Source organism: Agromyces mediolanus (assembly GCF_014648575.1).
In the GTDB taxonomy this organism is placed as follows: domain Bacteria; phylum Actinomycetota; class Actinomycetes; order Actinomycetales; family Microbacteriaceae; genus Agromyces; species Agromyces mediolanus.
This window is the reverse complement of record NZ_BMRJ01000001.1, coordinates 882,537-906,925: the sequence shown is the minus strand read 5'-3', so window position 1 is coordinate 906,925 and position 24,389 is coordinate 882,537. Positions and strand designations below refer to the sequence as shown.

The following is a 24,389-nucleotide window of genomic DNA, read 5'->3' as shown; positions in this document are numbered from 1 at the left end:
AACTCAAACCGAACGGTTGGAAATATCCTCTGATCTGGGCTTCTCCGGCCGCTCAGCCGGCGGCGGCGAGCTTGGTGCAGTTCGCGCAGAGGCCGAAGACGTCGACCACGTGGGCGGCCTGGGTGAAGCCGTGCTCGGCGGCGACGCCCTTGGCCCAGGCCTCGACCTCGTCGGCCGCGATCTCGACCGTGAGCCCGCAGTTGCGGCAGATCAGGTGGTGGTGATGCCCCGTCGTCGAGCACGCGCGGTAGAGCGCCTCGCCCTCCGGGGACTGCAGGGAGTCGGCCTCGCCGCTCGAGGCGAGGTCGCCGAGCGCCCGGTACACGGTCGCCAATCCGATCGGCGACCCGTTGGCGTGCAGCGCCGAGTGCAGGGCCTGTGCGCTGATGAAGCCCTCGGTGTCGTCGAGGGCCTCGCGAACGGCCTCGCGCTGCCAGGTGTTGCGTTTCATGCGATGCGTGCGTCCTCTGCCGTCTCGACCGGGATCTGCTCCCTCCACGGTAGCCGTCGAAGCTTGGAAACGCCCAAGGCGACGGCGAAGAACGCCGTCGCGGCGAGCGCGATCGACGGCCCCGCCGCGATCGCGAAGGCGCGCGAGACCAGCACGCCGATGATCCCGGACGCCGCACCGATGACGGGGGCGACGAGCAGCACCCCCCGATAGCTCGACACGACCAACCGCGCGGCGGCGGCCGGTGCGGCGATGAGCGCGATCGCGAGGATGGCCCCGACCGCGGGCAGCGAGGAGACCACGGAGGCGGCGATGAGCGCGAGCACCAGGAGCTCGACGGGCCACTCCCGGAAGCCGGCCGCCCGGAATCCCGACGGATCGAAGGTCGAGAAGAAGATCCGCGTGCCGAAGGCCGCCACGAGGACGACGGCGGCGACCGCGACGACCGCGGCCAGCAGGATGTCGCCGTCGGTGACGGTCAGGATCGAGCCCACCAGGAACGACTCGGCGTGCACCGGCATGCCGGGCAGGCTCGCCTGAAGCAGGGCGCCCGCGGCGAATCCGGCGGTCAGCACGACGCCGGCGGCGACCTGCGCGCCCTGCCGGCGCACCCGGGCGATGCCCGCCATGATCGCGACGATCGCGACCGAGGCGACCGCCGCGCCGAGGGGAACACTGACGCCGAGCGCCGCCGCCGCGACCGCGCCCGGATAGGTGGCGTGCGTGAGCGCCTGCGCGAAGAAGGTGCGCCGGCGCAGCACGACGAGGGCGCCGACGAAGCCCGCGCCGGCACCGATCACGACGGCCGCGAGGAGCGCGCGCTCGAAGTAGCCCATCAGGCCGCCTCCCCCGCCGTCGCGGCTGCCGCCGCCGTCGTCGTCGCCGCCGGCCCGGCCGAGTGCTCGGGGCGCGCACGCCGGGCGAGGCGCCCGGCGAGCAGCGCGACCGCGAGCACGAGCCCGTAGCCGAGCACGAAGACCGCGACGATCGTCGAACCGGCCGGCAGGTCGACGCCCGCGCCGAGCGAGATCGCGTAGTTCGCCGCGAGGCCGAGCCACGCCGCGACCGCCGCGAACGCCGCGGCGATCGGGAACAGCCACCAGAGGCGCACGGTGACGAGCCGTGCGACCGCCCCGGGCACGATGAGCAGCGCGAGCACGAGGAGCGATCCGATCGTGGCCGAGGCCGCGACCACGACGAGCGCGACGGCGGCGTTGAGCACGAGGTCGAGGGCAAGGGCCGAGTCGCCCATCGCGCGGCTGCCGGCGGGGTCGAAGGCGCGCAGCAGCTGCTGCTTCATCGTCACCCCGATCGCGAGCAGGGCGAGCAGCGAGACGCCGACGAGCGGTACGAGCTGCTCGGGGGGCACGGTCAGCACGCGCCCGAAGAGCAGGGCCTCGAGCTCGCCCGCGTAGTCGTCGCTGCGCGAGACCACGATCACGCCGATGCTGAAGGTCGCGGTGAGCACGATCGCGATCGCCGCGTCGGAGGTGATGCCGGCCCGGTCGAGCCAGGTGAGCACGAGCGCGGCGGCCAGCGCTGCGACGGCGGCACCGGGGATGAGTCCGGCCGTGCCGCCGAGGGCGAGGCCGATCGCGAGCCCGGGGAACACCGCGTGCGTGAGCCCGTCGGTGATGAACTCGAGCCCGCGGAGGTTCACGAGCACGCCGATCACGCCAGCGACCACGGCGAGCACGAGCATCACGAAGAGCGCCCGGCCCATGAACGGCATCGCGAACGCACCGAAGAGCGCGTCGCCGAGGCTCATGCGCGCCACTCCCCCGCCGGCGAGGCTGGGCCCGCCGCGCGGCCCGCGCCGAGATATGCGGTTCGCGGCATCAATGCCCCTCGTGCCCGGGAACGACGAGGGTGTGCTCGTCGACTTCGACCTCAACGCCCTCGAAGCACTCCTGCACGTTGGCGAGGGTGAGCACCTGGTCGATCGGGCCGAAGGCGAGCTGCTCGCCGTTCACGAAGAGCACGGCGTCGCAGACCTGGCGCGCGAGCTCGAGGTCGTGGGTGGAGACGAGCACCGAGACCCGCTCGGTCTTCAACCGCCGGAGCGTCTCGATCAGGGCGTCCCGGTTCGGCTGGTCGAGGCCGTTGAACGGTTCGTCGAGCAGGAGCAGCACCGGCTCCGAGGCGAGCGCCCTGGCGAGCAGGCCGCGCTGGCGCTGGCCACCGGAGAGCTCGCCGTAGCGCCGCTTCGCGAGCGGCGCGAGCCCGACGGACTCGAGCGCCCGGCGCACGGCTGCGCGGTCGGCGCGACCCGGCCAGCGGAACAGCCCGAGCTTGCGGTACCGCCCCTGCATCACGACCTGCTCGAGCGTGATCGGGAACTCCGGATCGAGCTCGGCGGTCTGCGGCAGGAACCCGATCATGCCGTTCGCGGCATGTTCACTGCCGGCGATGCGCACCCGGCCCGCCGTCTTCGGCACCAGGCCGAGCAGCCCCTTGAGCAGGGTCGACTTGCCGGCGCCGTTGGGACCGACGAGCGCGACCGCCTCCCCCGGGGCGATCGCGAAGTCGAGCCCCGAGACGCCGGAGCCGCCGGGGTGCGTGAACGCGGCCCCCAGCAGCTCCAGGACGGGATCGGTCATGCTCGTCATTTTTGCAGCACGGCGGGGAGCTCGGTCGGCACGACGCCCCACGACTCCAGGATCAGCCGCACGTTGTGCTCCTGGCTGCCGAGGTAGGTGGCGCCATCGGTGCCCTCGGCGCCGAGCGCGTCGCCGTACAGCGCGTCCTCGCCGGAGTACACGGCGACCCCGGCCTCCGTCGCGATCGTCTCCGCGGCCTTGGGCGAGATCGAGCCCTCCGAGAACACGGCCTTGACGCCGGTCTCGCGGATCTTCTTCACGAGCTCGTCGATCTCGGCGGCCGAGGGCTCGGCGTTGTCGTCGAAGCTCGGGATGACGCTGCCGACGAAGGTGAGGTCGTAGGCCTCGACGAAGTAGGTGAAGGCATCGTGGTTGGTGACGAGCAGCCGCTGGGCGACGGGCACCTGCGAGACGTTCTGCTCGATCCACTCGTCGAGCGCGGCGAGCTTCGCGGTGTACGCCGACTCGTTCGCGTCGATCGTCGCGGCGTCGAGCCCGGGCACCTCGGCGAGACCGTCGGCGATGTTCTCGACCATCTGCTCGGCGAGCTCGGGATCGGTCCAGATGTGCGGGTTGCCGCCGCTGTGGTCGTGGCCGTCGTGCGAGTCGTCCGCAGCGTGCTCGTCGGCCGTCTCGTCGCCGTGCTCGGCGTGCTCGTCGGCCGTCTCGTCGCCGTGATCGTGATCGTGATCGTGCGTGCCGAAGAGCTCGATGCCCGTGCTCGCGTCGATGAGCTTGCCGTCGAAGCCGGAGGCGGCGACCGCGTCGTCGACCCAGCCCTCGAGGCCGGCGCCGTTCACGACGAGCGCGTCGGCGCTCGCGATCGCGGCGAGCTGCGCCGCCGAGGGGTCGAAGCCGTGGGCGCTCTGCCCGGGACCGAGGAGCTGGGTGACCTTCGCCTCGCCGCCCACGAGCTCACGGGTGAAGTCGCCCACCTGCGTGGTCGTCGCGACGATCGAGACGCCGTCGCCGCCATCGGCGGCCGCGCCCCCGCCGGCGCAGCCGGCGAGCACGAGGACCCCGGTGGTGCCGATCGCGAGCGAGGCGATGGCGAGGGCGGGTCGGCGGATGCGGCGTCGTGCGGTCATGACCTCGACGGTACGCTTATTGATAATGATTGTCAAAACCATCATGGCGCCGACCGGGTCGGGGTCGCTGCGGCCCGCGGCGGGGTCATCCGCCGTCTCGCGACGTCACCGCATGACACCGGACGCACATCCGAAACCTGCGCGTCATCGGAACGTGGGAGAGTGAAGCACGTGGATACGACGACCGAGCCCATCACGTTGCATCCGTTCACCGTCGCCGAGGCCGAGCGCCTGCTCGCCGGCGAGATCGATGCGACGGCCGGGTGGGAGGGCGGCTACGCCTTCACCGAGGAGCCCGAGCTGCTGCGCGAGTTCGTGCGCACCGTCCGCGAGGACGGCGACCCGGCGCCCTTCGGCCCGTACCTCGTGCATCGCGGCGCCGAGGGCGCGGCGATCGGGGGAGTGAACCTCTTCGGCCCGCCCGACGAGCATGGCGCGGTCGAGTTCGCGTTCGGACTCGTGCCCGCGGTGCGCGGGCAGGGGCTCTCGGTCCCCACCGTGGTCGCGGCCCTCGAGCTGGCTCGCTCGGCCGGCGCCACGCTCGTGCGCGCTCACGCGGAGGTCGAGAATCTGCCGGCCCGTCGGGCGCTCGAGCACGCCGGCATGCAGCGCAGCGCAGAGGTGGACGGCCAGCTCGTCTACGAGCGCCGCTTCGCCTGACCGCCGCCGAGCGGCATGATGGAGTGATGCGCATTCGACCGGTCGCCGCAGTCGTCGCCGGCCTGTCGACCATCGTCCTGCTCGCCGGATGCCTCGGCCAGGCGCCCGAACTGCAGAACCTGGCGGCCCGCCTCGACGGCCTCCCCGGCGTGCTCTCGGCACGCGCCGATCTCGCCGGCGGTGTCGTCACTCCGGCGGAGCACCGGCTCGACCTCGTCCTCGACCCCGCCCTGACCGAGGACGACGCCCGCCGCATCGCTCAGCTGAGCTGCGAGGGCGACGTCGAGGTGGCCATGATCTCGATCGCGACGAAGGAGGACTCGCTCGCGCCGGGCACGGTGCTGAATGTGTTCTCGCCCGAGTCCGGCACCACCTGCCTGTCGGAGCCCGGGCTCGTCCGCTTCGCTCAGGCGAGCGCCGCGATGCAACGGCTCGGCGAGGGCTTCGAGGGGCGCTTCGGCGTCTCGCTCCAGGGTCCGGAGGCGGGCGGCGACGACCCGCTCCTGGTCACGCTCACCTCGACCGACCGCGCCCGCCTTGCCGAGGCCATTCGCGACGTGCGCTCCGAGCTGCCCGGCGTCCCGCTCGACTTCCGCGGCTCCTGGGACGAGGACGGCGACCAGAATCTGCCCGATCACGTGCACCTCGCCGCACTGCTCTCCGCCGACACGGAGCTCGCCCCCTTCCTGCCGCTCGTCGAACGAGCGCAGGAGCTCGGCACCGGCACCGTCGCGATCGAGGACGGCGCCGTCACCGTCGAGCTGCGCGACGACACTCCCGCGACCGCGTCGGCCGAGCTGATCGCGCTCGCGGAGCAGGCCGGGCTCGCACTCACGCTGGAGCCGCCGCTCCCGCCCACCGCGCGAGCAGTCGCCCCGTGGGAGTGATCGCGACCACGGCCGCGCTGCTCACTCGAGGAGCAGCGCCGGCTCCTCGATGATCGCGGCGACGTCCGCGAGGAAGCGGCTCGCCACGTCGCCGTCGACGACGCGGTGGTCGAAGGAGCCGCCGATCGTCGTCACGTAGCGCGGCCGCACCTCGCCGTCGACGACCCAGGGCTTCTGCTTGATGGTGCCGAGCGCGACGATCGCGACTTCGCCCGGGTTCAGGATCGGCGTGCCCGTGTCCATGCCGAAGACGCCGATGTTCGTGATCGTGATCGTGCCGTGCTGCATCTCGGCCGGCTGCGTCTTGCCCTCGCGCGCGGTGAGCGTCAGCTGCTCGAGCGCGGCCGCGAGCTCGACCATCGACATGTTCTGCGCGTCCTTCACGTTCGGCACGATGAGCCCGCGAGGGGTCGCCGCGGCGATGCCGAGGTTCACGAAGTGCTTGACGATGATCTCCTCGTCGGTCCACTGCGCGTTGACGGTCGGGTTGCGGCGGACGGCCCAGATCATCGCCTTGGCCATGATGAGCAGCGGCGAGACCTTCACGCCCGCGAAGTCGGGGGAGGCCTTGAGCCGCTTCACGAACTCCATGGTGCGGGTGGCGTCGACGTCGGCGAAGACCGAGACGTGCGGCGCGGTGAAGGCGCTCTGCACCATCGCCGAGGCGATCGCCTTGCGCACGCCCTTCACCGGGATGCGGGTCTCGCGGCCCTCCGGGAGTTCCGGGGTCTGGATGTTGCGGAAGACGCTCGCCTGCGTCGCCTCCCGGATGACGTCGTCGCGCGTGATGTCGCCGATCGGGCCGGTCGGGGTGACCCGGGAGAGGTCGACGCCGAGGTCCTTGGCGAGCTTGCGGATCGGCGGCTTCGCGATGACGGGGATCTGCGACTCGACCGAGGGGCGCGGAGCGGATGCCGCGACCGGCGCGGCCTCGACCGCCGGCGCCGTCGGGGGAGCGGGCGGCACGTGGGCGTCGCCGAGGTGGGCGTGCGCGCCGTCGGCGACGGGGTGGCGGCGACGACGGCTGAGCGCAGGACCGGATGCCCCGTGGCCGACGAGCACGGCCCCGCCCTCGTCGCCCGCGATGGAGGCGGCGGTGTCGGCGACGAGCTCGGCCGCGTCCGCCGCGGGAGCCGGGGCGGCGGCACCGGCCGGAGCCGCGGGCGCGCCCGCATTCATGCCGCTCGAGGCATCCGTCTGGATGACCAGGATCGGGGTGCCCACGTCGACGGTCGAGCCCTCGTCGACGAGCAGCTCGGCGACGACGCCCTCGTAGGCGCTGGGCAGCTCCACGAGCGACTTCGCGGTCTCGATCTCGACGAACACCTGGTCGAGCGCGATGCGGTCGCCGGGGGCGACCTTCCACTGCACGATCTCAGCCTCGGTGAGGCCCTCGCCGACGTCGGGAAGGGGGAACCGGATCTCGCTCATGGGCGGGTGCGCCTCTCGTTCGAAGGGTCGTGCGGTGTTGCGCGATGCCGGGTCCAGCCTGCTCGATGCCGCATGCTGGACCCGGCATGCATCAGAAGGCCAGGGCCCGGTCGACGGCCTCGAGCACCCGGTCGGGGCTCGGCAGATACTCGGTCTCGAGGGCGGCGGGCGGGAACGGGGTGTCGAAGCCGGAGACGCGGAGCACCGGGGCCTCGAGCGAGTAGAACGCCCGCTCGGCGACGGTGGCGGCGATCTCGGAACCGACGGAGACGTTGCCGTACGCCTCCTGCGCGACGACCAGGCGGCCGGTGCGGTGCACGGACTCGAGCAGCGGTCCGTAGTCGATGGGGGAGAGGCTGCGGAGGTCGACGACCTCGAGGCTCGTGCCCTCGCCGGCGGCGATGTCGGCGGCCTGCAGGAGCGTGGCGACCATGGCGCCGTGGCCGACGACGGTGACGTCGGTGCCCTGGCGCACGATGCGGCTCTCGTGCAGCGGGATGCCGGCGTGGTCGAGGTCGACCGGGCCCTTCGGCCAGTAGCGGCTCTTCGGCTCGAAGTAGAGCACGGGGTCGTTCGAGGCGATGGCCTCCTGGATCATCCAGTACGCGTCGTGCGGGTTCGAGGGACTCACGACCCGCAGGCCCGGTGTGTGCGCGAAGTACGCCTCGGGGCTCTCCTGGTGGTGCTCGATCGAGCCGATGTGGCCGCCGTAGGGCACGCGGATCACGATGGGCATCGGCATGGCGCCGCCGTGCCGCAGGTTGATGCGGGAGAGCTGCGTCGTGATCTGGTCGAAGGCGGGGAAGATGAAGCCGTCGAACTGGATCTCGATGACCGGGCGGTAGCCGCGCATCGCGAGGCCGATCGCCGTGCCCACGATGCCGGACTCGGCGAGCGGGGTGTCGAGCACGCGGCGGTCGCCGAACTCGGCCTGCAGGCCCTCGGTGACGCGGAAGACGCCGCCGAGCGGGCCGATGTCCTCGCCCATCAGCAGCACCTTCTCGTCGGCGCGCAGCGCCTCGCGGAGCCCCGCCGTGATGGCCTTCGCCATGGACAGCGTCTGCACGCCGCGCACGGCGGGCTCGGCATCCTGCTGCGCGGGCCGGGCGGATGCCTCGGCCGTCGAGTGGTTCGTCACGGAGACCTCCTGGTGCTGCGCCTCGGCCGTGCCGGGCTCGTCGAGGCGTCGGATGGCGTCGCCGGCGAGGCTCATGCGTCGCTCCCGTCGAGCGAGCGCTCGAAGCGGTCGAGCCAGGCGTACTGCTCGGCCATGAGCGGGTGCGGCTCGTGGTAGACGTGCTCGAAGATCGTCTCGCGCGTGGGGGAGGGCAGCTCGAGCGCGCGGCGGCGCACGTCGGCGGCGAAGTCCTGCGCCTCGGCGTCGACATCGTCGAAGAACGCCGCGCTCGCGCCGCGGCCCTCGAGCCAGGCGCGGTAGCGCGTGATCGGGTCGCGGGTCGTCCAGAGGTCGACTTCGTCTTGCGTGCGGTACTTCGTGGGGTCGTCGGCCGTGGTGTGCGCGCCCATGCGGTACGTGACGGCCTCGATGAAGCTCGGCCCCTCGCCGGCGCGCGCCTCCTCGAGGGACTGCCGCGTGACCGCGTAGCTCGCGAGCACGTCGTTGCCGTCGATCTGCACGCTCGGCATGCCGAAGCCGGTGCCGCGGAGGGCGAGCGGGCTCGGTGACTGACGCGAGACGGGCACCGAGATCGCCCACTGGTTGTTCTGCACGAAGAACACCTCTGGCGTGCGGTAGCTGGCCGCGAACACGAGCGCCTCGCTGGCGTCGCCCTGCGAGGTGGAGCCGTCGCCGTAGTAGACGAGCACGGCGGCGTCGGTCTCGGGGTCGCCGGTGCCGCTCGCGCCGTCGAACTGGATGCCCATCGCGTAGCCGGTCGCGTGCAGCGTCTGCGAGGCGAGCACGAGCGTGTAGAGGTGGAAGTTGCCGTTCTGCGCGGGGTCCCAGCCGCCGAGCGTCGCACCGCGGAGCAGCGAGAGGATCGCGACGGGGTCGAGCCCGCGGATGATGCCGACGATGTGCTCGCGGTAGGAGGGGAAGAGGTGGTCCTGCGGGCGGCTCGCGCGCGCCGAGCCCACCTGCGCGGCCTCCTGGCCGTGGCTCGGCACCCAGAGCGCGAGCTGGCCCTGCCGCTGGAGGTTCGCGCCGGCGACGTCGAGGCGGCGCGAGGTCACCATGTCGCGGTAGAACTGCTCGAGCGTCGCGTCGTCGAGCGCCTCGACGAGGTGCAGATACGGCTCGGCCTCGGCGCTCGGTCGCAGCTGGCCCTCGGGGGTCAGCAGCTGGACCGTCGGTACGGTGAAGTCTCGTTCGCGGGCTACCACTGTTCCACGCTATCCGTTCGTTTCGACGGGGTTCTTGTCAACCCTCGACAAGCTCATTCAGAATCCGGAGGAGGATGTCGACAGACTCCTCTTCGCCGATCGAGACGCGGATGCCCTCCGGCGGGAAGGCCCGGGTCACGAGTCCCGCGTCGAAGAGGCGCTCGGCGATCTCGCTCGTGCGTTCTCCCACCGGGAGCCAGACGAAGTTCGCCTGACTGACCGGGATCGGCCAGCCCTGGGCGAGCAGCGCGGCGCGCACTCGGTCGCGTCGCTCGGCGATGACCTCGACGCGCTCGCGCAGCTCGGCCTCGGCGGCCGGCTCGAGGGAGGCGATCGCGGCGGCGCTCGCGGCCGCGGTGACGCCCAGCGGGATGGCGGTCGCGCGCGCGGCGTCGAGGATGCCGACCGGGCCGATCGCGTAGCCGACGCGCAGCCCGGCGAGGCCGTAGGCCTTGGAGAAGGTGCGCAGCACGACGAGGTTCGGATATCGGCCGATGAGCTCGCGGCCGTCGACGGCGTCGGCGTCGCGCACGAACTCGACGTAGGCCTCGTCGAGCAGCACGAGCCGGTCGGCGGGGATGCGGGCGAGGAACGCGTCGAGCTCGGCCCGGGTGATCGTGACCCCGGTCGGGTTGTTCGGCGTGCAGACGATGACGACGCGGGTGCGCTCGGTCACGGCGTCGGCGATGGCGTCGAGGTCGTGCCCGTGGTCGGGGCGGTTGGGAACGGCGACGCTCGTGGCGCCGGCGATCGTGACGAGCCCCGGGTAGGCCTCGAAGGAGCGCCAGGAGTAGACGACCTCGTCGCCGGGTCCTGCGGCGGCGAGGACGAACTGGGCGATGAGCGCCACCGAGCCCGCGCCGATGATGACCTCGTCGGCGGAGACCCCGAAGCGGGCGGCCAGCACCTCTCGCAGGGCCAGCGCGGTCGCGTCGGGGTAGCGGTTGATCGTGCCGGCGGTCTCGGCGACCGCCTGCTGCACCGAGGGCAGGGGATCGAAGGGGTTCTCGTTGCTCGAGAGCTTGAACCCGTCGGCGGGCGCGGGGCGCCCCTGGCGGTACGGCGGCAGGGCCGCGATCTCGGGGCGCAGGCGCACCCCGGTGCTGGCAGACTCCGTTGCGGTCGACTCCGTTGCGGTCACGCGTTCCACCGTACTCCGTTGCATATTCCGTGAGCGGTTCGGCTCCGCGCCCCCGTCGCGCAGCAATTTGCTTACCGGATCGGACATTCGGGGGCCAGCCCCCTTCGCAGACGCCCTCACCTCTGGGAGAGTGGCGGTATGCGCTTCATCGTCAAAACCATCGTCGTCGCGCTCGCGCTCTGGCTGACCACGTTCATCGTGGCGGGCGTCTCGGTCGTGCCCTACGAGGACACGCAACTCGCCACGATCCTCACCTACCTGCTGGTGGCCGCGATCTTCGGCGTCGTCAATGCCATCATCGGCGGGTTCATCAGAGTGGTGGCCTTCCCGATCTATGTGATCACGCTGGGCCTCATCTCGTTCATCGTCAACGGACTGCTGCTGCTGCTCGTGGACTGGATCAGCGGGCTCATCGGCTTCGGCCTCGAAGTCGACGGCTTCTGGTGGGGCGTGCTCGGCGCGCTCGTGCTCGGCCTGATCAGCTGGCTCATCGGGCTCATCGTGCGCCCGTCGAAGGACTGACGGCTTCTTCTGGCTCGCGCTCCGCGAGCCAGAAGGACGCCTCGCCCTCGCGCCCGGCCGTGAAGTCGGTGACGAGCGCGCTGAACTCCGCGAGCCGCGGGTCTGCCGAGGCATCCACGAGCTCCGCCGTGCGCCGATAGGCCTCGAGTTCGTGCGCCGTGAGGATCGGGCCCGGGTGCTCGGGCGGCGTCGCCACCTCGCGCCGCACGAGCAGCGGCCCGAGCGGCCGGTCGGCTCCGCCCGAGCCCGGCACCAGATCGTCGTGGTGCTCGAGGTTCAGCAGCGGTGCCGCCGGGTCGACCCGCGCCGGCCCGCCGAGGTTCGCACCGGCCGTGAATCCGAGCTCGGGATCGCCCATCAGATCGGCGACGATCGCCCCGCCGCCCGAGTAGCCGATGCCGATGAGCTCGTCGCCGGGCTGCACCCCGGCCTCGGCGAGCGCCAGCCGAACGGCGCGCTCACCGGCCCCGGCCGGCACCCGTTCGGGCACGAGCTCGCCCCCTCGCCCGGCCACGGTGTGCACGTTGCTCGTCATGTCGAAGGGTTGCGGCCCGGGGACGACGGAGGAGTCGACCGTGCCGGAGACGTAGACCACCCAGCGCCGCACTCCACCATCGCGGCCACTCCCACCCTCGGGCACGGGGTACTGCTCGATGCGGATCTGCGGCGCCCCCTCGCGCGGGGCGGGCACGCGCGCCGCGAGTCCGGCCACCCCCACCGGCGGTGGCACCAGCGAGGCGGCCGCGGGCGTCGCACCACCTCGCGCGCCGCCGGGAGCACCCCACGGCTCGGGGACTCGACGCACCCCGACCGGGCCTTCGGCCAGGAGCCCGACGCCGAGCCCGCCGAGGAGGGACGCCCCGAGCACGATCGCGTTGGCGGAGTCGGGCGCGTCGACGTGGCGCCCGAGCGCCAGCGCGGTGGGGAGCGGGACCCCGATCGCGCCGGCGAGCAGCTCGTCGCTCGAATCGAGCGCGACCCCGAGCGCCTCGCCGGCCCCCGCCTGCACGAGGAACTGTCGAAGGAGCGGGAGCGCGCCCTCACGGGGCACCCCGAAGGCCTCGAGGAGGCGGTCGCCGAGGAAGGCCCCGCCGGCCGCGGCCAGCAGCGGCCACGCCAGGAACCGGGCCGAGGCGCCGAGCGTCCACGCGGCGAACTGACCCGCGACCTCGCCCAGCGCGCCGAGCCACTGCTCCACGTCGCCGTAGCGCTGGGCGGCTTCGTCGAGATTGCGCCCGAGCGACGCGGCGAGCTCGGCGGCCTGCCCGAACTGGTGGGTCGCGAGGGCGAGCTCGTGCTCGGCACGCCCGGCTCCACCGCCGGCGCGACCGATCGTGGCGAGCAGCCCCGACGCGAGCTCGGCGAGCCGGGAGCAGCCGGCTTCGGCCACCGCGAGCCGAGCCGCCTCGGCGAAGAGCTCGTCGACGGCGACCGCGGTGCCGCCCCCGCCCGAGACGATCAGCTCGCCGCTCATCGCCACCCCCACGCGGTCGGTCCACCGAGTGCGCCGGGGGCTGGGCCCGGGCCCGGCCCGGAGCCGGACCCCGGCGCGGCCACGAGCTGAGCCAGGGCCTCGTCTCGCTCCCGCTCCAGCCGGATCAGTGTGGCGTTCAGCTCGAGCTCGGCCTGTTCGAGCGCCGAGCGGGCGAGGCCGACCCGGGAGACGAGCTCTTCGAGGCGCGCCTCGTAGTGCTCGGCGGCAGCCGATCGCCAGCTCGCGCACCCGACCAGCGGGAGCGAGTGCTGGAGGGCCGGAAGCTCGTCGAGCAGCGCCCGGGTCTGGGCGGCGGTGGCGCGCACCGCCTCGATGCGCTGGTCGAGGCCGAGGAGCTCTGGCGCGAGCTGGTCGGCGGGTGCGGGAGCGAAGGTCGGGGCAGGTGGCATCTCTCGAGCCTGCCGGGCCGAGGCATCCGTCCGCCGTGCGAGGCGCGATCGGGGGAGGAGCCGAGTCGCCGCGCAGCTGGGGAGGACGAGTGCCCGACGGGCTCAGCCGGAGACGAGTTCGGCGAGTGCGAGCGCCCCGAGCCGCCCCATGGCGCCGGTGACGCCCACCGTCTCGACGATGGCCGAGCCGACGGCGAGCGCCCAGCCGCGCGCCCGCACCCAGTCGGCGTCGGAGAACGCGGGCAGCCCCGCGCGGAAGCGCTCCCGCCCGACCGCGTCGAAGCAGAGCCACGCGGCGGCGAGGTCGGTCGCGGGATCGCCCGCGGTCACGTCGCCGAAGTCGAGCACGGCGGCGAGGGGGCCGCCGGCGCGCTCGAGCAGCAGGTTCCCCGGATGCAGGTCGCCGTGCAGCCAGACGGGCGATCCCGCCCACCGGGGGGCGGCGAGGGCCGCCCGCCAGACGCGCTCGAGCGCGGCCCGGTCGGCGACCCCGTCGAGCACGCCGGAGGCGATCCGCGGCCCGACCACCGGGTCGCGCTCGACGAGGGGGACGCCGCGGTAGGGATTCGCCGGGGCATCCGCCGGCGCCTCGCGCTGGAGGGAGGCGACGAACGCCGCCAGTGCGGGTGCGGCCTCCCGCCGCGCGGCCGGCTCGAGCTCCACGCCCGCGACGCCGTCGAACCAGGGGCCGATGCTCCACACGAAGGGGTAGGCGGCGCTCGGCGCCCCGGCCCGCACGGGCACCGGAAGCGCGACGGGGGAGTGCCGGGCGAGCTCGGGCAGCCAGCGCAGCTCGTGCTCGACGAGCCGGGCGGCGAGGAGGCGGCGAGGCATCCGGATCAGGTGGTCGTCGCCGAGCCGCAGCATCGCGTTGTCCCAGCCGTTCGCCACGAGCCGCACCGGCGCGGCGAGATCCGGGTGCTGCTCGGCGACGAGCCGCGCGGCGAGCGCCTCGTCGATCTCGATCTCGGCGGTGGGCGCGTCCATCATCCCCCGGTCCTGCCCGCCGGTCGGGGTGCCGGCGACGCCGACCCAGCGTAGCGCCGCGGCCGCCGGCGGGCGTGGCCGCGAATGCCCCCTGTTCCCTGCCGACCGATTCCAGCAGAATGGAGCCATGACGCGAGCGGAGCCAGTCGGCCTGCCCGCGCAGCCCTTCCGGGTCTCGTTCGTGTGCACCGGCAACATCTGCCGGTCGCCGATGGCGGAGGTCGTGCTGCGCGACCTCGCCGCCCAGGCCGGCCTCGAACGTGCGCTGCGCGTCGACTCAGCCGGCACCGGCGACTGGCACGTGGGCGAGCGCGCCGACCACCGCACGATCGCCGCCCTCGAGCGCGCCGGATACGACGGCTCCCGACACCGGGCGCGCCAGTTCGAGCCGGAGTGGTTCCGTGAGCTCGACCTCGTGGTGGCGTTCGACCGCGGCCAGGCGCGGATCCTGCGCAACTGGGCGCACCACTCCGGCGAGCTCGACAAGGTGCGGCTGCTGCTCGAGTTCGAGCCGGAACCGACCGGCATCGTCGACGTGCCCGACCCCTACTACTCCGACGATGCGATGTTCGATCGCGTGCTTGAGATGATAGAGCGGTCGACCACGGCGCTCTTCCGGCAACTCGCGCCGGCTCTCAGACAAGGAATCCGATGACTTCGCTGCCTCCCCAGCCGCTCAGCCCGCTCGATGGACGCTACCGCGCCGCCGTCGGAGACCTCGGCGAGCACCTGTCAGAAGCGGGCCTCAACCGGGCCCGCGTCCACGTCGAGATCGAGTGGCTGATCGCCCAGACCGACCGCGGCTTCTTCGGCACCTCCCCGCTCAGCGAGCACCAGAAGCAGGCGCTGCGCCAGGTCGTCGCCGACTTCGGTCAGCCCGACATCGACGAGCTCGGCTCGCTCGAGGCGACCACCCGTCACGACGTCAAGGCCGTCGAGTACTACGTACGCCGCCGTCTCTCCGACCTCGGCCTCGACGCGATCGCCGAGCTCACCCACTTCGCCTGCACGAGCGAGGACATCAACAACCTCTCCTACGCGATCACCGTGCGCGATGCGGTGCAGCAGGTCTGGCTGCCGAAGTACCGCGCGGTCGTCGCGGCGATCGCCGAGCTCGCGCGCGAGCACCGGGATGCCTCGATGCTCTCCCGCACGCACGGCCAGCCGGCCACCCCCTCGACGATGGGCAAGGAGCTGGCGGTCTTCGCGCACCGGCTCGAGCGCATCGCGAAGCAGATCGAGGCGACCGAGTACCTGGGCAAGTTCTCGGGCGCGACGGGCACCTTCTCGGCGCACGTCGTGGCGCTGCCGGATGCCTCGTGGCCCGAGGTGTCGCGCGAGTTCGTCACCTCGCTCGGGCTCGACTGGAACCCGCTGACCACGCAGATCGAGTCGCACGACTGGCAGGCCGAGCTCTACGGCAAGGTCTCGCACGCGAACCGGGTGCTGCACAACCTCGCGACCGACATCTGGACGTACATCTCGCTCGGCTACTTCCGGCAGATCCCGGCGGCCGGCGCCACCGGCTCCTCGACGATGCCGCACAAGGTCAACCCGATCCGCTTCGAGAACGCCGAGGCGAACCTCGAGCTCTCGAGCGCCGTGCTCGACTCCCTCGCGGCGACGCTCGTCACCTCGCGGCTGCAGCGGGACCTCACCGACTCGAGCGCGCAGCGCAACATCGGCGTCGGCTTCGGGCACTCGCTGCTCGCGCTCGACAACATCCAGCGCGGGCTCACCGAGATCGACCTCGACCGGGAGCTGCTGCTCGCCGACCTCGACGGCAACTGGGAGGTGCTCGGCGAGGCGATCCAGACCGTCATCCGCGGCGAGGTCGTGGCGGGGCGGTCGACGATCAGCGACCCGTACGCGCTGCTCAAGGAGCTCACCCGCGGCAAGCGGGTCGGTGCGGTCGAGCTCGCGGCGTTCGTCGAGGGCCTCGAGATCGGGGATGCCGCGAAGCAGCGTCTGCTCGCGCTCACCCCGGCCTCGTACACCGGCCTCGCCGACGAGCTCGTCGACCGGCTGTAGGGCGCGGGGCCGGGCGGCCGGCGCCTCGGGGCGGGGCGCGCCGCTAGGCGCGCGCCCGAACCTCCGCCGCCCGCCAGTGGGCGCTCGGCAGGTGGATGACGACGAGCGCGATGAGCGCGAGCACCGAGTTCCGGAACGCCGGGTCGAGGCCGTTCCACGAGGTCGACTTCCACATCTGGAACCACTCGCCGCCGATCGTGATGAACCCGCCCATGAACAGGACGAGGAGCATCAGCAGACCGATCGTCGAGAGCGCCCGGGCGACGCGGTAGCCGCGGTGGCGCTCGCGGATCCAGAACACGACCGCGGCGATCAGCACGATCGCCGTCGCCGACTCCCAGACGATGACGCCGAGGTAGCCGAGGTTCTGCAGCACCGGATCGGTGATCGCCCGCCACATCACGTCGGGATCGAGGTCCTCGCCGGCGGGGGCGCCGAAGTTCGTGGTGTCCATCGCGAGCACGTGCTGTACGAAGGCCTGATTGGTGCCGAAGTCGGTGATGTTCCCGAACGCGACCAGCAGGATGTAGAGCCCGTTGAGCCCGACGAGCACGGCCGCGACGACCGGCAGCGTGCCGAGGCGGAGCCAGCCGCGCGTCGGTTCGTCGGGTGCGCCGAGCTCGGCGGCGGGGGCGGAACGGTGGTCGGACACGGCGTCTCCTCACTCGAACTGGATCCTCGTCGATCCGATCGAACCGTACCGCGGGGCGCGCGACCGTCGGTGGAGCGACCCGCCCGGCCGCGGCTGGGGCGGGTGCCGTCCGCGCGGTGCCGGGCCGCCGCACAGGGACTACGCTGACTTCGTGGAAGCCGCGCGTCACCCGAGGGACCCCATCCTCGACGACGTCGACCGGGAGATCATCGATCAGCTCCGGGTCGACGGACGCCGCTCGTTCGCCGAGATCGGGCGTCGGATCGGCTTCTCCGAGCCGACCATCCGCCAGCGCTACAACCGGCTCGTCTCGCTCGGCGTGATCTACGTCGCCGGGATGTACGACGAGACGAAGATCGGCGGCATCGCCGCGCACGTCGGCATCCGCGTCGCGGAGGTGCCCGTCGCGCGCGTCGCCGAGCAGCTCGCCGACCACCCGCAGATCAAGTACGTGGCGTGCACGCTCGGCTACTACGACATCATCCTCGACGTGGTCGCGCCCGACGCCCAGGCCCTCGGCAAGATCGTGCTGCAGGACCTGCGCCGCATCCGCGGCATCTCCGACCTCGAGACCCTGACGGTGCTCGAGGTGCGCAAGGACACCTACCTCTGGCAGGGCTTCCGCGAGCCCTCGCCGCTCGCCCAGCTCGGCGACTGAGTCGGCGCGCACTCGCCGGCGCGCGGCTCAGCCGTCGGGGTCGCTGATGCTCTGCCCCGCGGTGCCGCGCAGGCCGCCCCAGCTGTAGTCCTTCGCGAGCGAGGTGACGATGATCGGCTGGATGGCGGCGACGCCCGGGTGCCGGCGGATCTCATCGAGCAGGTCGATGAGCTGCGGCTGATCTCGGCACGTCGCCTCGAGGTAGAGGTCGTGCGATCCGGCGACGAGGGCGACGTGGTTGATCTGGCTGATGCCGACGAGCCCGTCGGCGACGGCGAGCGGCGTGAGGTTGCGCACCCGCAGCAGCAGGCGCACGACCTGGTGGCCGAGCAGCAGCGCGTTGCAGAGGGCGACGATCATGATGACGTCGTCCTCCTCGAGCTTCGCGAGGCGCGTGCGCACCGTCGATTGCGAGACGCCGAGGTCGTCGGCGAGCGCCGCGAAGGTGCGTCGCCCGTCACGGGCGAGCAACTCGATCAGCTTGCGGTCGAGGTCGTCGATCATGCGGCACCGGCCTCCCTCCCACGAGGGTATCGCGGGGCGGGAGGCCGGCCGGGTCGACTCAGACGCGGGACAGCGTCGCGCGCTCGAGCGCGCGCACGGCGCGCACGAGCTCCGCGTTGTCGGCGGGCGTGGTGCCGTCGGCGAGCAGCACGCCGTCCTCGAAGCCGATGCGGGTCTCGCAGCCGTCGGCGATCGCCGCCTCGACGACGGGCCAGACGGTCTCGTCGTAGCCGTGGTAGAGGATCGGCGCCGTGACGCCGGCCTCCCGCAGCACCGCGGCGATCTCGCGGCACTGGGCCACGGCGGCCTCGGCATCCTCGGTCTCCGGCTCGATCAGCACGCGGACGTTCCGGTGCAGCGTCGGCGAGGCGAGCAGCGCCGGCACGTCGTCCATCGACCACACCGCCGACTCGAGCACCATGCCGCGCTCGAGCACGAGCAGGGCGGCCTCGGCGGCGCCCTCCTCGCAGAAGGCGACCGAGGCGAAGTCGGGCAGGGCGTCCGCCGGCCAGGCGGCGAGGTGGGCCATCCGCTCGGCGTGCGAGGCGACCGTCCAGAGCCCCGTCGTCGTGCCGATCACGACCGCGGGGTCGGCCGCGCGCATCGCGCGCACCCATGCCCCGATCGCCTCGGGACGGATCGTCTGCTCGCCGTCCTCGTCGATGACGTGGGCGTGCACGACGTCCGCGCCCGCCGCGATCGCGGCGACGCTGGCGGCGACGATCTCCTCGGTGGAGCGGGGGACCGCCGGGTGCTCGGTGACCGGGCGGCCGCCGTTGATGGCGGCTTTGAGCAGCATGGGATGCCTTTCCTAGGTGTTTCTCGGCATGGCGGAGCACGGCCGACGGAGCCGAAGGCCGCCGACCGCGAGTGGGAGCGCCGCGCTACTGGGGCGTGGTGCGCGCCAGGAGCTCGGCGACGGTGTCGCTGGCGCCCGTGAGCGAGCCGAGCGGCTCGCCCCGGCGGAGGTCGGCGATGAGGTCGGGCTCCTCGGCGTCGTCCTCGAGCGCGAGGTCGACGAGGCGCTCGAGCACCTCGACGGGCACGACGAGCACGCCGTTCGCGTCGGCGAGCACGACGTCGCCGGGGTGGACGACCACGCCGCCGCAGGTGACGGGGACGTTCACGCCGCCCGCGTCGATGCCGTGCAGCTTCGTGGTGAGCATGCTCGTGCCGCGGGCGTGCACGGTGAGCCCCAGCTCGGTGATCTCGTCGACGTCGGTCACGACGCCGTCGACCACCGCGCCGGCGGCGCCGCGGGCGACGAGCTGGGCGGCGACGACCTCGCCGAGCGGCGCGTGGCGGCGGTCGCCGCCGGTGTCGAGCACGAGCACCTGGCCGGCACCGATGAGGCCCGCGGCGTGGTGCAGGGCGGTCGAGTCGCTGGCGGTGGTGCGCACGGTGAAGGCGGTGCCGATGATCCGGCCGCCGGCCGCGACGATGCGGCGCACCTCGGGGTCGACGAAGCCCTCCTCGAGGTAGTGGCCGAGGGTGGGGAAGCTCAGCCGCTCGAGCTTCTCGCGGAGCGGCTGGGGGAGGGAGGCGGGGGCGGTCCCGGTGTGGAAGAACATGGTCCTCTTTCTGGGTGGGGTCAGGCGAGGTGAGGCGGGAGGCGGCTCAGGCGAGGGTGTACGCGAGCTCGATGCGCCGATTGTCGAGCGCGGGCAGCATGGCGCGCGCCCGCTCCGAGCGCTCGAGGTCGAGCTCGGCGACGACGAGGCCCTCGTCGTGGGCGTTGAGCCCGGCGACGACGACGCCGAGCGGGTCGATGACCCGGCTCAGGCCGGCCGAGTCGGGGCCGACGGTCGCCGAGGCGAGCAGCCAGCTGACGTTCTCGATCGCGCGGGCCTGAGTGAGCACCGACCAGTGCTCCTCCTTGCCCTTGCCGGAGACCCAGGCCGCCGAGAGCGCGATGACGTCGACGCCCCGGTCGGCGAGGCTGCGGAACAGCTCGGGGAAGCGCACGTCGTAGCAGTTGGCGAGGCCGATGCGCACGCCGTCGATCTCGATCACGGGCGGCAGCTCGGCGCCGCGGGTGACGTACGCCGACTCCTGGTAGGCGAAGGCGTCGTAGGTGTGCAGCTTGTGGTACCTCGCGAGCTCGGCGCCCGAGGCATCCACCGCGATCATCGTGTTGAAGGGCCGGCCGCCGGGGTTCGGCTCGTAGCCGGCCGCGATGACGGCGATGCCGTGCTCGCGGGCGAGCTCGGCGACGAGCGCCTCGAAGCGCGGCCAGACGGCCGGGAGGATCTCGTCGAAGCGGGGCTTCAGCTCGTCCTCGGCGAGGAGCATCGCCTCCTCGGGGAAGACGACGAGGCGGGCGCCGCGCTCGGCGGCTTCGGCCGTGAAGCGGCGGATGGTGGCGAAGTTCTCCTCGGCGTCGATGCCGGGGGAGGTCTGGGCGACGGCGACTCGCATCGCGCGGCTCCTCTCGTGTGAAGGGTCGATGGGTGGGGCGGGGGCGTTCGTCAGCGCACGACGATGCGGGCGTCCTGCGGCCGCCAGCTGAGGCTGAGCCGGTCGCCGGCGGCGAGGCCGGGCAGGTCGCGCTCCTTGACGAGACTGGAGACGGATGCCCGCAGCAGGTGCTCCCCGACGCGGAGGTGCAGATGCCACTCCTCGCCGAGGAAGGTGAGCGTCTCCGCGACGCCGACGACGCCGTCGCCCTCACCCGCGCGGCGCACCTCGATGCGCTCCGGGCGGAGCAGCAGCGTGCCCGCCCGCGGCGTCGGCACGGTCTCGCCGAGCACCCCGCGCAGCGCGCCGACGCCCGGCACTTCGACGGCGACCTCCTCGCCCTCGGCGCCGGCCGGCGCCTGGACGTCGAGCAGGTTGCAGCTGCCGATGAAGCCGGCGACGAAGCGGGTCTCGGGTCGGTTGTAGATGTCCTCCGGCCCGGCGACCTGCTGCACGACGCCCTCCGACATGACCGCGATGCGGTCGGACATCGTGAGCGCTTCCTCCTGGTCGTGCGTCACGTAGATGAACGTGATGCCGACCTCGCGCTGCATGCGCTTCAGCTCGTACTGCATCTCCTTGCGGAGCTGCTGGTCGAGCGCGCCGAGCGGCTCGTCGAGGAGCACGACCTTCGGTCCCGACACCACGGCGCGGGCGAGGGCGACGCGCTGGCGCTGCCCGCCCGACAGCTGGTCGGGCTTGCGGTCGCCGAGGTGACCGAGCTTCACGAGCTCGAGCGCCTCCGTGGTGCGGCGGTTCGCCTCTGCTTTGGCGACCCGCCGCACCCGGAGTTCGAACGCGACGTTCTCGAACACGGTGAGGTGCGGGAACAGCGCGTAGCTCTGGAACAGCATGTTGAGATCACGGTTCCGCGTCGGCACGTCGGTGACGTCGACACCGCCGAGCCGCACCCGGCCCGAGCTCGGCGTCTCGAAGCCGGTGATCATCCGCATCAGCGTCGTCTTGCCGCATCCGGACGGTCCGAGGATGGAGAAGAACTCGTTCTCCCGGATCTCGAGGTCGAGCGGGTGCACCGCGAGGTGCCCGGCGAACTCCTTCGAGAGCCCCTGGATCTCGACGGCCGGGGCCGTCGTCGGCGCGGTGGTGTCGGCCGCGGCTGAGGTGGTCTGCGTCGTCATGATCTCGATCTGCTGTTCGTGGCGGACAGGGGTCGGGCCCGGGTCAGGAGGCCTTCACGCGGGTCCAGCCGTCCTGGTAGAAGCGCATGGCCTTGCCCGGGTCGACGATGAAGTCCGCGTTCGCGACCTGCTCGTCCGAGGCGTAGACCGCCGCGTTGCTGAGCAGGCCCTGGTCGGTGACGTGCTCCTGCGCCGCGGCGTTCGCGCTCGCGAGGCCGCCGTCGTTCGTCGCCATCGCGGCGATCTCGGGACGGAGCAGGAAGTTGATGAACTCGTAGGCCGCGTCCTGGTGCGGGGCGCCCTTCGCGATCGAGAGGCCGTCGACCCAGAGGCTGCCGCCCTCCTCGGGGAGCACGTAGTGCACGTCGGGGTTCTGCTCGACGATCTTCGCCGTGCTGGTGCCGCCCCACGCCTCCGAGATGCAGACGTCGCCGCTCGCGACGAGCTCGCCGTAGTTCGTGGAGTTGTAGCCGGAGAGCAGCGGCTTCTGCTCGATGAGGGACTCGGTCGCCTTCGCGATCTCGGCCTCGTCCGTGCTGTCGGCGCCGTAGCCGTTCACCTGCAGGCCCGCGATGTACGCGGCGAGCATGTTGTCGAGCATGTTGATCTTGCCCTTCCACTTCGGGTCGAAGAGGGAGGTCCAGCTCGTGATCTCCTCGCCGCCGGTGCACGCGGCGTTGTAGAGCAGGCCGGTCGTGCCCCACACCCACGGCACGGAGTACTGCAGGCCGGGGTCGTAGCTCGGGTCGGCGAACTTCGGCGCGAGGTTGTCGATGCCCTCGATCTTCGACTTGTCGAGCGGCTCGAGCAGTTCCTGGCCGACGAGCTGCTGCACGGCGTACTGGCTCGGCTCGACGATGTCGTAGCCGGAGTTGCCGGCGGCGAGCTTCGAGATCATCGTCTCGTTGCTGTCGAAGTTGTCGACGTTGACGGCGATGCCCGTCTCCTCGGTGAAGGCGTCGAACACGGTCTGGGGGATCTCGTCGGCCCAGGCGTAGACGTTGAGCTCGGTCGAGGGGCCGGCGTCGCCGCCGGTGCCGCTGCAGGAGGAGAGCGCCAGGGCGGCGACGACGCCGACGCTGGCGACGATCAGCTTCTTCATGACGTGGGTCCTTTCGATGGGGGATGGTGCTGCGGGGACTGCGTGGTGCTGGTGGTGCGTGCTGCGGTGGTGCTGGTGGTGCGGTTCGTGGCCGGCGGGCGCCGGTCAGGTGCGGGACTCGACGAGGATGCGCCGCATCTGGCTGACGCCGACGAGGAGCACGATGACGAGCGTGAGCAGGATGAGCAGCGCGCCGAGGGCGTTGATGCTCGGCGTGAGGCCGGTCTTCAGGCTGGAGTAGATCTTCAGCGGCAGCGTCGTGGAGCCCACGCCGCTCAAGAAGGTCGACATCACGATGTTGCTGAACGAGGTCGTGAAGCTCAGCAGCCAGGCGGCGACCACGGCGGGTCGCAGGAGCGGGAAGTAGACGCGGGTGAAGGTCTGCCACGGCGTGCAGCCGAGGTCGGTAGCGGCCTCGGGCAGGCTCGGGTCGAGCATCGCGGCGGAGCTCATCAGCACGAGCGTGGCGAGCGGCAGCGAGACGATGAGGTGGCCGAGCACGAGGGTCAGGATGCCGAGCGGCACCTTCGTCGTGCTGAACACGCTGAGCAGCGCGACGCCGAGCACGATCTCGGGCACGATCAGCGGCAGGGCGATGAGGGCCATCAGCGCACCTCGGCCGCGTCCGCGGTACCTGGCGAGCCCGAGGGCGAACATGATGCCGATGATCGTCGCGACCGTCGCCGTGATGACCGCCACGAGGGCGCTCGTGCGCAGCGTCTGCATCAGCGAGGCATCCTGGAACAGCTCGACGTACCACTGCAGGGTGAGCCCGTCGAAGCGGGTGTTCGTGCCCGCGGCGTTGAAGGAGTAGACGATCACCGCGACGATCGGGATGTAGAGGAAGACGAAGACGCCGCGGGCGATGCCGTTCACGATCCGGTCCATGCTCAGGCCTCCGTCTTCTTCGTCGTGGCGCGCTTCGTCGAGGAGCGCTTCAGCGCGAGCCCGACGAGCGCCATCGAGGCGAGCATCAGCACGAGCAGCACCATCGAGACCGCCGCGCCCATGGGCTGGTTCCGGAACTCGGTGTAGAGGGTCACGATGAGATTGCCGACGAGGGGGTCCTTGCCGCCGCCGAGCAGGACGGGGATGACGAAGACGCCCATCGTGGGGATGAAGGTCAGCAGCGCGGCGCCGAGGATGCCGGGGCTCGACAGCGGCAGGATGACCCGGCGGTGCACGCCCCACCAGCTCGCGCCGAGATCGGTGGCGGCCTCCTTCAGCGAGGGATCGATCGAGCGCATCGACGCGTAGATCGGGAAGATCGCCGTCGGCAGGAAGGAGTAGAGCAGGCCGAGGACGACCGCGAGGTTGCTCGGGATCACCGAGAAGCCGGCGATGCCGAAGATGCCCAGGATGCCGGCGATGGGGCCGCCGGAGCCGAGGATCGTGATCCACGCGAAGGTGCGCACGAGGAAGTCGGTCCAGAAGGGGATGATGACGAGCAGCAGCAGGAAGCCCTGCCGGTTCGTCGGCCGCGACACGATGTAGTACGAGGTCAGGTAGCCGATGACGAGGCAGACGACGGTGTTCAGCAGGCCGAGGCCGAGCGAGAAGAGCAACGTCTTGGAGTACACGGGGTCGAGCAGCTTGGCGTAGTTCTCGAACGTGAGGCCGTCAGTGATGCCGCCGTAGTCGTCGGCGACGGCGAAGCTGTTGCGCGCCACGATGAACAGCGGCAGGACGCCGAGGAGCACCACCGAGGCGATCCCGGGGATGAGCAGCAGAAGCGAGCCGCGCTTCGGCTTCTCCTGACGACCCAGATGGATCGCCCGTGTGGTCGCGGTCACGTTGCTCCTTCGCAGCTCGCCGGTGATGGGGTGTTCACCATCATGAGCCGCCGAGCTGT

General features: G+C 72.1%; 27 protein-coding genes. 6 read left to right on the top strand and 21 right to left on the bottom strand.

Features of this window, described 5'->3' with window-relative positions; all coding sequences use genetic code 11:
- Nucleotides 1-52 precede the first annotated feature (52 nt).
- From IEY71_RS04275 to IEY71_RS04255, 5 genes are all read right to left on the bottom strand, one after another.
- Entirely contained in the window at nucleotides 53-451 is a 399-nt protein-coding gene (locus IEY71_RS04275) for a Fur family transcriptional regulator (protein WP_189084029.1), read from the bottom strand.
- A complete protein-coding gene (locus tag IEY71_RS04270; protein WP_189084028.1) occupies nucleotides 448-1,287 on the bottom strand; it encodes a metal ABC transporter permease in 840 nt (279 codons plus the stop codon). Before IEY71_RS04270 ends, IEY71_RS04275 begins: the two co-directional genes overlap by 4 nt.
- On the bottom strand, nucleotides 1,287-2,219 hold the full coding sequence (locus IEY71_RS04265; RefSeq protein ID WP_189084027.1) for a metal ABC transporter permease: 933 nt from the start codon (nucleotides 2,217-2,219) through the stop codon (nucleotides 1,287-1,289). The genes IEY71_RS04270 and IEY71_RS04265 overlap by 1 nt, the downstream gene beginning before the upstream one ends.
- Nucleotides 2,220-2,289: 70 nt before the next feature.
- Nucleotides 2,290-3,051, bottom strand: coding sequence for a metal ABC transporter ATP-binding protein (locus tag IEY71_RS04260; protein WP_229781519.1), 762 nt, complete (start codon nucleotides 3,049-3,051; stop codon nucleotides 2,290-2,292).
- Between the two features lie 5 nt (nucleotides 3,052-3,056).
- Entirely contained in the window at nucleotides 3,057-4,139 is a 1,083-nt protein-coding gene (locus IEY71_RS04255) for a metal ABC transporter substrate-binding protein (protein WP_189084025.1), read from the bottom strand.
- A 171-nt stretch (nucleotides 4,140-4,310) separates the two neighbouring features.
- Between IEY71_RS04255 and IEY71_RS04250 the strand changes: the two genes are divergently transcribed.
- Both IEY71_RS04250 and IEY71_RS04245 read left to right on the top strand, forming a co-directional pair.
- A complete protein-coding gene (locus IEY71_RS04250; RefSeq protein ID WP_189084024.1) occupies nucleotides 4,311-4,799 on the top strand; it encodes a GNAT family N-acetyltransferase in 489 nt (162 codons plus the stop codon).
- 26 nt (nucleotides 4,800-4,825) lie between these two features.
- Complete coding sequence (locus IEY71_RS04245; protein WP_189084023.1) at nucleotides 4,826-5,686, top strand: hypothetical protein; 861 nt, start codon at nucleotides 4,826-4,828, stop codon at nucleotides 5,684-5,686.
- Nucleotides 5,687-5,707: 21 nt separating this feature from the next.
- Here the strand turns inward: IEY71_RS04245 and IEY71_RS04240 are convergent, their stop codons facing one another.
- The 4 genes from IEY71_RS04240 to IEY71_RS04225 all read right to left on the bottom strand — a co-directional run bounded on the left by IEY71_RS04240 (nucleotide 5,708) and on the right by IEY71_RS04225 (nucleotide 10,601).
- Nucleotides 5,708-7,117: a dihydrolipoamide acetyltransferase family protein gene (locus IEY71_RS04240; RefSeq protein WP_189084022.1), complete on the bottom strand. Its 1,410-nt coding sequence runs from the start codon at nucleotides 7,115-7,117 to the stop codon at nucleotides 5,708-5,710.
- Nucleotides 7,118-7,208: 91 nt separating this feature from the next.
- Complete coding sequence (locus tag IEY71_RS04235) at nucleotides 7,209-8,168, bottom strand: alpha-ketoacid dehydrogenase subunit beta (RefSeq protein WP_229781633.1); 960 nt, start codon at nucleotides 8,166-8,168, stop codon at nucleotides 7,209-7,211.
- A gap of 158 nt (nucleotides 8,169-8,326) precedes the next feature.
- Entirely contained in the window at nucleotides 8,327-9,460 is a 1,134-nt protein-coding gene (locus IEY71_RS04230; protein WP_189084020.1) for a thiamine pyrophosphate-dependent dehydrogenase E1 component subunit alpha, read from the bottom strand.
- A gap of 37 nt (nucleotides 9,461-9,497) precedes the next feature.
- Nucleotides 9,498-10,601, bottom strand: coding sequence for a histidinol-phosphate transaminase (locus IEY71_RS04225; protein ID WP_268243553.1), 1,104 nt, complete (start codon nucleotides 10,599-10,601; stop codon nucleotides 9,498-9,500).
- A gap of 138 nt (nucleotides 10,602-10,739) precedes the next feature.
- On the opposite strand from IEY71_RS04225, the gene IEY71_RS04220 reads away from it, so the two are divergent.
- Nucleotides 10,740-11,123 (top strand): phage holin family protein, encoded by a 384-nt coding sequence (locus IEY71_RS04220; RefSeq protein ID WP_189084018.1) that lies wholly within the window; start codon nucleotides 10,740-10,742, stop codon nucleotides 11,121-11,123.
- Here IEY71_RS04220 and IEY71_RS04215 read toward each other — a convergent pair.
- From IEY71_RS04215 to IEY71_RS04205, 3 genes are all read right to left on the bottom strand, one after another.
- The gene (locus tag IEY71_RS04215; protein WP_189084017.1) at nucleotides 11,098-12,597 is read right to left on the bottom strand and encodes a hypothetical protein; all 1,500 of its coding nucleotides are present in this window, start codon (nucleotides 12,595-12,597) and stop codon (nucleotides 11,098-11,100) included. The two genes, IEY71_RS04220 and IEY71_RS04215, sit on opposite strands and share 26 nt — an antisense overlap.
- Nucleotides 12,594-13,007, bottom strand: coding sequence for a hypothetical protein (locus tag IEY71_RS04210; RefSeq protein WP_189084016.1), 414 nt, complete (start codon nucleotides 13,005-13,007; stop codon nucleotides 12,594-12,596). Before IEY71_RS04210 ends, IEY71_RS04215 begins: the two co-directional genes overlap by 4 nt.
- A 102-nt stretch (nucleotides 13,008-13,109) precedes the next feature.
- Nucleotides 13,110-13,997: an aminoglycoside phosphotransferase family protein gene (locus IEY71_RS04205; protein WP_189084015.1), complete on the bottom strand. Its 888-nt coding sequence runs from the start codon at nucleotides 13,995-13,997 to the stop codon at nucleotides 13,110-13,112.
- 124 nt (nucleotides 13,998-14,121) lie between these two features.
- Between IEY71_RS04205 and IEY71_RS04200 the strand changes: the two genes are divergently transcribed.
- The gene (locus IEY71_RS04200; RefSeq protein ID WP_189084014.1) at nucleotides 14,122-14,649 is read left to right on the top strand and encodes a low molecular weight protein-tyrosine-phosphatase; all 528 of its coding nucleotides are present in this window, start codon (nucleotides 14,122-14,124) and stop codon (nucleotides 14,647-14,649) included.
- Nucleotides 14,646-16,025 carry an adenylosuccinate lyase gene (gene purB / locus IEY71_RS04195; RefSeq protein ID WP_189084013.1) on the top strand — a complete coding sequence of 460 codons (1,380 nt, stop codon included), beginning with the start codon at nucleotides 14,646-14,648 and terminating at the stop codon, nucleotides 16,023-16,025. The genes IEY71_RS04200 and purB overlap by 4 nt, the downstream gene beginning before the upstream one ends.
- 43 nt (nucleotides 16,026-16,068) lie before the next feature.
- Here the strand turns inward: purB and IEY71_RS04190 are convergent, their stop codons facing one another.
- The gene (locus IEY71_RS04190; RefSeq protein ID WP_189084012.1) at nucleotides 16,069-16,677 is read right to left on the bottom strand and encodes a DUF2165 domain-containing protein; all 609 of its coding nucleotides are present in this window, start codon (nucleotides 16,675-16,677) and stop codon (nucleotides 16,069-16,071) included.
- Nucleotides 16,678-16,828: 151 nt separating this feature from the next.
- On the opposite strand from IEY71_RS04190, the gene IEY71_RS04185 reads away from it, so the two are divergent.
- The gene (locus IEY71_RS04185; RefSeq protein WP_229781518.1) at nucleotides 16,829-17,335 is read left to right on the top strand and encodes an Lrp/AsnC family transcriptional regulator; all 507 of its coding nucleotides are present in this window, start codon (nucleotides 16,829-16,831) and stop codon (nucleotides 17,333-17,335) included.
- A 27-nt stretch (nucleotides 17,336-17,362) separates the two neighbouring features.
- Here IEY71_RS04185 and IEY71_RS04180 read toward each other — a convergent pair whose 3' ends face one another.
- The 8 genes from IEY71_RS04180 to IEY71_RS04145 all read right to left on the bottom strand — a co-directional run bounded on the left by IEY71_RS04180 (nucleotide 17,363) and on the right by IEY71_RS04145 (nucleotide 24,330).
- Nucleotides 17,363-17,839, bottom strand: coding sequence for an Lrp/AsnC family transcriptional regulator (locus IEY71_RS04180; RefSeq protein ID WP_189084011.1), 477 nt, complete (start codon nucleotides 17,837-17,839; stop codon nucleotides 17,363-17,365).
- 58 nt (nucleotides 17,840-17,897) lie between these two features.
- Nucleotides 17,898-18,638 (bottom strand): 3-keto-5-aminohexanoate cleavage protein, encoded by a 741-nt coding sequence (locus tag IEY71_RS04175; protein WP_189084010.1) that lies wholly within the window; start codon nucleotides 18,636-18,638, stop codon nucleotides 17,898-17,900.
- Nucleotides 18,639-18,723: 85 nt separating this feature from the next.
- Nucleotides 18,724-19,410, bottom strand: coding sequence for an RraA family protein (locus IEY71_RS04170; RefSeq protein ID WP_189084009.1), 687 nt, complete (start codon nucleotides 19,408-19,410; stop codon nucleotides 18,724-18,726).
- Nucleotides 19,411-19,456: 46 nt separating this feature from the next.
- Nucleotides 19,457-20,257: a carbon-nitrogen hydrolase family protein gene (locus IEY71_RS04165; protein WP_189084008.1), complete on the bottom strand. Its 801-nt coding sequence runs from the start codon at nucleotides 20,255-20,257 to the stop codon at nucleotides 19,457-19,459.
- Nucleotides 20,258-20,307: 50 nt separating this feature from the next.
- Nucleotides 20,308-21,435, bottom strand: coding sequence for an ABC transporter ATP-binding protein (locus tag IEY71_RS04160; protein WP_189084007.1), 1,128 nt, complete (start codon nucleotides 21,433-21,435; stop codon nucleotides 20,308-20,310).
- Between the two features lie 43 nt (nucleotides 21,436-21,478).
- Nucleotides 21,479-22,537, bottom strand: a complete 1,059-nt coding sequence (locus tag IEY71_RS04155; RefSeq protein ID WP_189084006.1) for an ABC transporter substrate-binding protein — start codon at nucleotides 22,535-22,537, stop codon at nucleotides 21,479-21,481.
- A gap of 105 nt (nucleotides 22,538-22,642) precedes the next feature.
- Entirely contained in the window at nucleotides 22,643-23,425 is a 783-nt protein-coding gene (locus IEY71_RS04150) for an ABC transporter permease (RefSeq protein WP_189084005.1), read from the bottom strand.
- Nucleotides 23,426-23,427: 2 nt separating this feature from the next.
- Nucleotides 23,428-24,330: an ABC transporter permease gene (locus IEY71_RS04145; protein ID WP_229781517.1), complete on the bottom strand. Its 903-nt coding sequence runs from the start codon at nucleotides 24,328-24,330 to the stop codon at nucleotides 23,428-23,430.
- Between the last annotated feature and the right edge of the window lie 59 nt (nucleotides 24,331-24,389).

What these genes read in the sequence shown, in the direction of transcription:
- IEY71_RS04275 (WP_189084029.1), bottom strand. Translation starts at nt 451, where the DNA reads ATGAAACGCAACACCTGGCAGCGCGAGGCCGTTCGCGAGGCCCTCGAC.
- IEY71_RS04270 (WP_189084028.1), bottom strand. Translation starts at nt 1,287, where the DNA reads ATGGGCTACTTCGAGCGCGCGCTCCTCGCGGCCGTCGTGATCGGTGCC.
- IEY71_RS04265 (WP_189084027.1), bottom strand. Translation starts at nt 2,219, where the DNA reads ATGAGCCTCGGCGACGCGCTCTTCGGTGCGTTCGCGATGCCGTTCATG.
- IEY71_RS04260 (WP_229781519.1), bottom strand. Translation starts at nt 3,051, where the DNA reads ATGACCGATCCCGTCCTGGAGCTGCTGGGGGCCGCGTTCACGCACCCC.
- IEY71_RS04255 (WP_189084025.1), bottom strand. Translation starts at nt 4,139, where the DNA reads ATGACCGCACGACGCCGCATCCGCCGACCCGCCCTCGCCATCGCCTCG.
- IEY71_RS04245 (WP_189084023.1), top strand. Translation starts at nt 4,826, where the DNA reads ATGCGCATTCGACCGGTCGCCGCAGTCGTCGCCGGCCTGTCGACCATC.
- IEY71_RS04240 (WP_189084022.1), bottom strand. Translation starts at nt 7,117, where the DNA reads ATGAGCGAGATCCGGTTCCCCCTTCCCGACGTCGGCGAGGGCCTCACC.
- IEY71_RS04235 (WP_229781633.1), bottom strand. Translation starts at nt 8,168, where the DNA reads ATGGCGAAGGCCATCACGGCGGGGCTCCGCGAGGCGCTGCGCGCCGAC.
- IEY71_RS04220 (WP_189084018.1), top strand. Translation starts at nt 10,740, where the DNA reads ATGCGCTTCATCGTCAAAACCATCGTCGTCGCGCTCGCGCTCTGGCTG.
- IEY71_RS04215 (WP_189084017.1), bottom strand. Translation starts at nt 12,597, where the DNA reads ATGAGCGGCGAGCTGATCGTCTCGGGCGGGGGCGGCACCGCGGTCGCC.
- IEY71_RS04210 (WP_189084016.1), bottom strand. Translation starts at nt 13,007, where the DNA reads ATGCCACCTGCCCCGACCTTCGCTCCCGCACCCGCCGACCAGCTCGCG.
- IEY71_RS04205 (WP_189084015.1), bottom strand. Translation starts at nt 13,997, where the DNA reads ATGATGGACGCGCCCACCGCCGAGATCGAGATCGACGAGGCGCTCGCC.
- IEY71_RS04200 (WP_189084014.1), top strand. Translation starts at nt 14,122, where the DNA reads ATGACGCGAGCGGAGCCAGTCGGCCTGCCCGCGCAGCCCTTCCGGGTC.
- purB (WP_189084013.1), top strand. Translation starts at nt 14,646, where the DNA reads ATGACTTCGCTGCCTCCCCAGCCGCTCAGCCCGCTCGATGGACGCTAC.
- IEY71_RS04180 (WP_189084011.1), bottom strand. Translation starts at nt 17,839, where the DNA reads ATGATCGACGACCTCGACCGCAAGCTGATCGAGTTGCTCGCCCGTGAC.
- IEY71_RS04175 (WP_189084010.1), bottom strand. Translation starts at nt 18,638, where the DNA reads ATGCTGCTCAAAGCCGCCATCAACGGCGGCCGCCCGGTCACCGAGCAC.
- IEY71_RS04170 (WP_189084009.1), bottom strand. Translation starts at nt 19,410, where the DNA reads ATGTTCTTCCACACCGGGACCGCCCCCGCCTCCCTCCCCCAGCCGCTC.
- IEY71_RS04165 (WP_189084008.1), bottom strand. Translation starts at nt 20,257, where the DNA reads ATGCGAGTCGCCGTCGCCCAGACCTCCCCCGGCATCGACGCCGAGGAG.
- IEY71_RS04160 (WP_189084007.1), bottom strand. Translation starts at nt 21,435, where the DNA reads ATGACGACGCAGACCACCTCAGCCGCGGCCGACACCACCGCGCCGACG.
- IEY71_RS04155 (WP_189084006.1), bottom strand. Translation starts at nt 22,537, where the DNA reads ATGAAGAAGCTGATCGTCGCCAGCGTCGGCGTCGTCGCCGCCCTGGCG.
- IEY71_RS04150 (WP_189084005.1), bottom strand. Translation starts at nt 23,425, where the DNA reads ATGGACCGGATCGTGAACGGCATCGCCCGCGGCGTCTTCGTCTTCCTC.